Source organism: Virgifigura deserti (genome assembly GCA_003576685.1).
Classification (GTDB): Bacteria; Pseudomonadota; Alphaproteobacteria; order Dongiales; family Dongiaceae; genus Virgifigura; species Virgifigura deserti.
The window spans coordinates 130,779-136,778 of the sequence record QOZR01000014.1; the positions used below are offsets into that span (position 1 = coordinate 130,779).

The 6,000-nt window shown below is 66.2% G+C and carries 7 protein-coding genes and 1 pseudogene; 4 read left to right on the forward strand and 4 right to left on the reverse strand.

What is annotated here, in order from left to right; translation table 11 throughout:
* Positions 1 to 78 precede the first annotated feature (78 nt).
* Positions 79 to 918, reverse strand: a complete 840-nt coding sequence (locus tag DT069_RS21340; RefSeq protein WP_119462361.1) for a phosphatase PAP2 family protein — start codon at positions 916 to 918, stop codon at positions 79 to 81.
* Between the two features lie 182 nt (positions 919 to 1,100).
* Positions 1,101 to 1,273 (reverse strand): annotated as a pseudogene (locus tag DT069_RS25085) (IS3 family transposase); the annotation flags it as partial.
* A gap of 208 nt (positions 1,274 to 1,481) precedes the next feature.
* Between DT069_RS25085 and DT069_RS21345 the strand changes: the two are divergent.
* Together DT069_RS21345 and DT069_RS21350 are read left to right on the forward strand one after the other, a co-directional pair.
* The gene (locus DT069_RS21345) at positions 1,482 to 2,021 is read left to right on the forward strand and encodes a hypothetical protein (protein ID WP_119462362.1); all 540 of its coding nucleotides are present in this window, start codon (positions 1,482 to 1,484) and stop codon (positions 2,019 to 2,021) included.
* A 220-nt stretch (positions 2,022 to 2,241) separates the two neighbouring features.
* The gene (locus DT069_RS21350) at positions 2,242 to 2,760 is read left to right on the forward strand and encodes a DUF2243 domain-containing protein (protein ID WP_119462363.1); all 519 of its coding nucleotides are present in this window, start codon (positions 2,242 to 2,244) and stop codon (positions 2,758 to 2,760) included.
* A gap of 247 nt (positions 2,761 to 3,007) precedes the next feature.
* Here DT069_RS21350 and DT069_RS21355 read toward each other — a convergent pair whose 3' ends face one another.
* Positions 3,008 to 3,829 (reverse strand): SGNH/GDSL hydrolase family protein, encoded by an 822-nt coding sequence (locus tag DT069_RS21355; RefSeq protein WP_425450449.1) that lies wholly within the window; start codon positions 3,827 to 3,829, stop codon positions 3,008 to 3,010.
* Positions 3,830 to 3,862: 33 nt separating this feature from the next.
* Positions 3,863 to 4,513, reverse strand: coding sequence for a hypothetical protein (locus DT069_RS21360; RefSeq protein WP_119462364.1), 651 nt, complete (start codon positions 4,511 to 4,513; stop codon positions 3,863 to 3,865).
* A 288-nt stretch (positions 4,514 to 4,801) separates the two neighbouring features.
* Here DT069_RS21360 and DT069_RS21365 point away from each other — a divergent pair, with 288 nt between their 5' ends.
* Together DT069_RS21365 and DT069_RS21370 are read left to right on the forward strand one after the other, a co-directional pair.
* Complete coding sequence (locus DT069_RS21365) at positions 4,802 to 5,779, forward strand: TIGR03885 family FMN-dependent LLM class oxidoreductase (RefSeq protein WP_119462365.1); 978 nt, start codon at positions 4,802 to 4,804, stop codon at positions 5,777 to 5,779.
* A 4-nt stretch (positions 5,780 to 5,783) separates the two neighbouring features.
* Positions 5,784 to 6,000: alpha-amylase family glycosyl hydrolase (locus DT069_RS21370; RefSeq protein ID WP_425450450.1), on the forward strand; the 217-nt coding region annotated here is incomplete at its 3' end.

Consider the following 6,000-nt stretch of genomic DNA (forward strand, 5'->3'; position numbering starts at 1 on the left):
GAATCAGCGCCGGCGAGCTTCCTCGGGAACAGGGCCTGCGCGCAACATTGGCCGGCGCCAAGCCGGCACAGGTTCGGCTCAGAACCGCAGCCGAAGACGCAAACCCACGACCTGCGATCCGGCGACCGGCGCGACGCTCAATTGGTCGTCATCCGGGAAGGGGCTGTAGGCGCTGACGATCTTGCCGACACCGTAGCCGATCAGGGCACCGACGGCCGCATCCGTCGCCCAATGCTCGTCGTCGTTGATGCGCGACAGGGCGGTTCCCGTGGCGAGGCCGTAGGTTGCCCATGGGACCCATGGGATCTCCTCATATTCCTCGGCGATTACGGTCGCGACGGCGAAGGCGGTGGTGGCATGGCCGGAGGGAAGGGCGCGATCCTCACGATCACCCGAAAGGGGGGCGAACTCGAAAGAATCCCCGCTGGCGTCCGGCCGCTCGCGGCCAATCATGTATTTCAGCCCCTGGGTGAAGCCTTCGCTGATGATCACGGCCTGGAGGGCGTCGAGACCGAGCCGTTGGAGACGAGGCTCCTCTGCCGCCTCACCGAGCGCCCAGATCCCTAGGGTGCCGGCTCCGACTAAGGCGGTATCGCCGAACGGCCGCGTCACGTCGGCGGCCGCATCCGTGAAATCGCTGCGCAGGTCCTGGGAAGCGTCCCGGATGGGGTCGTCGAGCAAGAGCAGTCCGGCGAGACCGAGGCCGACGAAGCCCGCGTTGGTCCAGTCCTCGCGGTCCCAGGCCAGGGGTTGCGCGATGAAGCGGCCGGCGTTGGCCGGAAAGCCAAGCAGCCACTCCTTGTCGAGCGGGCTGATTGCGTCCTCGGCCAGCGCAGGAGCCGAGAGCAGCGTGATGCTGAAGCCGAGCGCGAGGAAGGGCGGCGGAAGAGAGGTGATCCGAAATCCGGTGATGGGCATAGCCCTTCCCGCGATGCGGCGCCCCGACGCCGATTATGAAGCGCAGCAGCGGCGGAGTCACTCACGACCAAGTTGCTCCACTGGCCGGGCTGACCCGGTACGGCCCTGGCAGCTTTGTCATAAGATTTGATTATCAAGGCGCGTTCCTTCCGTATGACCGGCCGGGTGCATGCGACGAAATTTTCGTCTTCAGCCTCATTTATGATCTCCTGATGGCGGGAGCGGCCGGCCCCCCCGGAACGATGGCGGACGTGCGCAATGCAAGCACGGCGGCGGTCGGGGCTCACCAGTTTCCCGAGGCCGCCTCCTTGAGGATCAGCTTGTCAAGCGTGAGATCGGCAACTGCCTTCCGGAGTGGATTGGGAACACCGCATTAAGTGCGACGCCGCCGGCACCGACAGGATGGGCGGTCGCGCTTTCGAACCTGACGCCGCTCCACGGCGGCCTGGAACTTCCGGTCCTCGGGCGTGTTTGTCGCTATCTTCGGCAGCTCGCCGCGCTCAGGCGGAGCTTGCACCTTCGGCTGAGCCCTGCGAACCGAACACTCTAAGGAGGGATCTCCCATGATCGCGAAGACATTGGGTCACCGCTGGACGCTGTCGGCGTTGGCTGCGGCTCTGCTGATCGGCAGCGCACCTGTGGCTTATGCCCAGTGCGCGACCGGTGGCACGACCGCACAGACATCAGGCGAAGAGCAAGCAGAGGCCGCCACCGGAGAGAGCGGGATGACCGTGGGCCAAAGCCTGACCCCGGCGGAGCAGCCTGACGCCGAGATCACCACGAACCAGGGCGGGACGACCACGGATCAGAGCGGAGCGGCCACTGCGCAAACCGGCACGACGGGGCAGGGTACCGGCGCGACGGCACAGACCGGGCAAGGGGCAACGGCGGGGACATCGGAAGAGACCGCGACGGCAGAGTCTCGGGCAATCAGCGGCGCGGATGAAGAGAGACTCAAGACCCTGCTCCAGCAGGAGGGCTATACCGAGGTCAGCAGCATCGTCAGCTGCGGCACATACTACGAGGCAGACGCCACCCAGGGCGGCAAGCAGGTGACCGTGCAGATCGACCTGCAGACGGGCCGTATCAGCCCGCCGCAATGATCCTGGAGAGGAGGCCGACGGTGGCCTCCTCGCCGTTACCCGCCGTCATGGAGGCGGAGCCTTTATCTCCGGGAGTGGAACAACTTGGCCGGCGCGGCGTTCTGTCTCTCCGCTGGGACCGCAGTCCGCACAGCTCCCCCACTGTGCGGCGTTCGCGGAATCTCCCCCGCCTACGGTCCCAGCGTTTCGATGCACCCCCTTGAAAATGGTGGAGACCTGAATGGCCTCTACTCCGGTTCGGGAGTTCCCGATCTCCGCCGGCATTCTGTTCGGGCTTGGGCTTGGCGGGTTCTTCGATGGAATTGTCCTGCATCAGTTGCTCCAATGGCATCATATGCTCAGCAGTGCCGTTCCGCCGGATACGGTCTCAAACCTCCGATGGAACGTGGTCTGGGACGGCGCCTTCCACGCCAGCACCTACATCTTCACGGTGCTGGGGCTTGTCATCCTGTGGCACGCATCCCGGCGGGCCACACTGCGCTGGTCTTGGAAGCTGCTGCCTGGCACGATACTGATGGGCTGGGGTGTCTTCAATTTGGTGGAGGGCGTTCTCGACCATCACCTGCTCGGCATTCACCATGTCAATGAGACAGCCCCGCGCGCGCAGTGGATCTATTGGGATATTGGCTTTCTGGTCTGGGGAGCCGCGATGCTTGTTGGCGGTTGGCTTTTAACGAGAGCGGGTCAGCGAGAGACGCCGAATGCGATAGCGGCTCCTGATTCGAGGCGGGGCCGATAGCGACATGATCGGTGCATGACGATCGAGGTCGCGGTCAGCGTTCTGGATCTACATTTTTCGATGCCAACCGTCATTGGTCGCGCGCCTGCGCGGACACCATAGCGTTCTTGCCTGAACGACTTGGTGCTGAGCGCCGGGTGAGAGCGTCGAGCAACACGGCCGGAGGCAGGAGCCCAGGACAAGCGACCTGCCGTGCTTGATTATGTTGGAGCCGGTTGGCTACGCCGCCGCGGTTTGCTGCGCGGGCTTAAGGGAGCAGTCCTTCGCCCTTCAGCATGCGCAGGGCCGCTTCTGCCAAGCGGCAGTGAGCCTCGGTGGTCGGGTGGATGTCATCCCAGAACAGATGACCCTCGCAACTGGCCAACCCGTTGCAGGGCGTCGTGACATCAACGAAGCCGAACGTCGCGGGATCCGATCGAGCTCGCTCCGCCAGTGCATGCAAGTCGAGGCGGTAGAGCCGCAGATCAGGGGCCGCGGCGATGTCGGTGAGGGCGCGCTCGACCGCGGCGTTGAAGCGGTCGGTCAGGTGCGCAGCTTCCACCATGGCACCGCTGCCACGCGCGCGCATCGCCGGCGTCATTCCGACATCGGGCAGGTTCGGCACGAGAATGTCCGTGGCGCCGCGCGCGACGAGATCGGCCAAGATGCTCTTCAGCGACATCACCGCGGCATCCACCATGGCCCTGGCGTCGGATGATCCGACGGCGGCAAGGAGGTCGTTGCCACCGCCGAAGACGATATGGAGTGTGCGACCGTTCGGCTGCGGCATGCCGAAGAAGAGATCCGCCTGGGCGCGTAAACTGTAAATGCCCGAGCGCGGATCGAGACGCGCGCCGCCGACCGCGAAGTTGCCGCCGCCGATCCGGGCCGGTTCCAGTGCGAGGGCGAGGCGCTCGGCCAAGTGCTCGACCCACACCGGCCCGTTCGAGAAGCGCCCGGCATTGCCGTTGTCGGAGAGGCTGTCGCCGAACACCACCAGCCGGTCGAAGGCTGGAGCAGCGGCCGCCTTCGTGCTTATGGTCAACGCCATGCCGACAAGCAACGCGATGAAAACGTTAAAGCCGCGCAAAGGGATCGCATCCTCCGAAGCAAAGCTCCGGGATCAGGAGCCGCCGCCGCCCGCGCCTCCGCCACCGCCGCTGCTCGTGCCGCCCGTGGTGCTGCCGCCCATGCCGCCGGCTGCGCTGCCAGAGGTACCGCCGTTCACGCTGCCGCTTCCAGGACTCGCACCCCCGGGTCCCGCCGCGCCGCCCATCGTCCCGGTGCCGCCCAGGGTCCCGGTGCCTGGGGTACCGGCATCCGCGGCGTCGGGCAAGGTCGCGGCGGAGCCGGCGCTACCCATGGTGCTGGAAGCGCCGTTGCCGGTCGTTCCTTCCTCCGCGCTGCCGACAGGGGATCCCGCCTGGGCCGAGCCGATGCCGGCCTCGCGGAGGAACGTGCGCGCCTCGGTCAGGCGTTGCAGGCAGCCCCGGCTATCGCCCCGCTCACCCGCCGCGCGGGCCTGCTCGACGAGATCGTCGAGCTGCCGGCGCTGCTCGGTTCCGAGCGAGACTCCTTTGCGGGCGCTGGGCTGCTGCGCGATCGCGGTGCTCTCCTGACCTTGCGCGTCGATGATCGGAAACGCCTCCGATAGCCGCTGAACTTCGTTCTCGCAGGCTTGCGCATCCTGCGCGGCGGCGGGACGGGTCGCGAACGGTTGGGCTCCACAGGCAAGGACGAGAGCGGCTATCGAGAAGGCGGTGCTTGGGCGCATGGCGGATCTCCACCAGAGGGTCGGGCCAGGAGCGGCCGGCCGAGGGCTGCGTTATCGCAACACGCGCGGAACGGGTTCGTTCCCGGATTTCGTTCTGGCGCAACCCTGACGCCACGGATCTCGTCGGCCGTCATCATCTTCATACTCCGTCCCGATACCGGCCTTATCGCGGCGGTGTCTATCAATCACCCCGCGCTCTCCAAATGCGTGAATGCAGATCGGCAGGGATCGAAGTGTTCTCGGCGGTGTTATGCGACAACCAAAACAGTCTTCAGCGCATGAGATCCCATGAGCAAGATCGGCTTCCACGCATCACATGAGCAGTTCACGCCGGCGAGGCTGCTTGCCTGCGTTAGGCTCGCGGAGCAGGCAGGCTTCCAGGCCGCCATGTCGTCCGACCATTTCCACCCCTGGAGCGAGCGGCAGGGCCAATCAGGTTTCGCCTGGTCTTGGCTCGGCGCGGCGATGGAGGCGACGCGTCTTCCATTCGGTGTCATCTCTGCGCCGGGCTGGCGCTACCATCCCGCGATCCTCGCCCAAGCGGCCGCGACGCTGCTGCAGATGTATCCGGGACGGCTCTGGCTGTCGCTCGGCAGCGGCCAGCGTCTGAACGAGGGCATCACAGGCGTACCCTGGCCGGAGAAGCCCGAGCGGAACGCAAGGCTCCGCGAATGTGCCGATATCATTCGCGCGCTGTTTCGCGGCGAGACCGTTACGCACCGCGGACGTGTAACGGTGGTCGAGGCGAAGCTCTACACCCGGCCCGAGACGCCGCCGGTTCTGATTGGCGCGGCAGTGACCGCAGAGACGGCCGAATGGCTGGGCGGCTGGGCGGACGGGCTGATCACGGTGAGCGCGAAGCCGGATGCGCTGCGGCCGGTCGTGGACGCGTTCCGCCGTGGCGGGGGCGAGGGCAAGCCGCTCTACCTCCAGGTTGGCCTGTCCTGGGCGCCCGACGAGGCGGAGGCACTGCGGCAGGCACATGAGCAGTGGGGCTCGAACGCGATCGGCGGCGACGTGAACTGGGAGCTGCGGACACCGCAACAGTTCGAGACCGCGTCCCGGCATGTCCGGCCCGAGGACATGCGCGACTCCCTCTTGGTCTCTGCCGACCTCGGGCGCCATGCCGGATGGCTCGCGGAGTATATCGAGATCGGCTTCGACGAGCTTCACCTGCACAATATCGGCACCAACCAAGAGGCCTTCATCGAGGCATTCGGCGAGCGGGTCCTTCCAGGGCTCGTGCAGACGGCGGCCGAACATTAGGCCGATGACCGAGTTTGCCTGGTGGCAGCATGGGATCGTGTATCAGATCTATCCGCGCTCGTTTCAGGACAGCAACGGCGACGGGGTCGGCGACCTGCCGGGCGTGCTGGCGCGGCTCGACTATCTGGTCGAGCTCGGCGTCGACGCGCTCTGGCTGTCGCCGATCTATCCCTCGCCGATGGCCGATTTCGGCTACGACATCGCCGATTACACCGGCATCC

Bases quoted from the DNA above. Each gene is read 5' to 3' on its own strand.
- DT069_RS21340 (WP_119462361.1), bottom strand. From the start codon at position 918: ATGCCCATCACCGGATTTCGGATCACCTCTCTTCCGCCGCCCTTCCTC.
- DT069_RS21345 (WP_119462362.1), top strand. From the start codon at position 1,482: ATGATCGCGAAGACATTGGGTCACCGCTGGACGCTGTCGGCGTTGGCT.
- DT069_RS21350 (WP_119462363.1), top strand. From the start codon at position 2,242: ATGGCCTCTACTCCGGTTCGGGAGTTCCCGATCTCCGCCGGCATTCTG.
- DT069_RS21360 (WP_119462364.1), bottom strand. From the start codon at position 4,513: ATGCGCCCAAGCACCGCCTTCTCGATAGCCGCTCTCGTCCTTGCCTGT.
- DT069_RS21365 (WP_119462365.1), top strand. From the start codon at position 4,802: ATGAGCAAGATCGGCTTCCACGCATCACATGAGCAGTTCACGCCGGCG.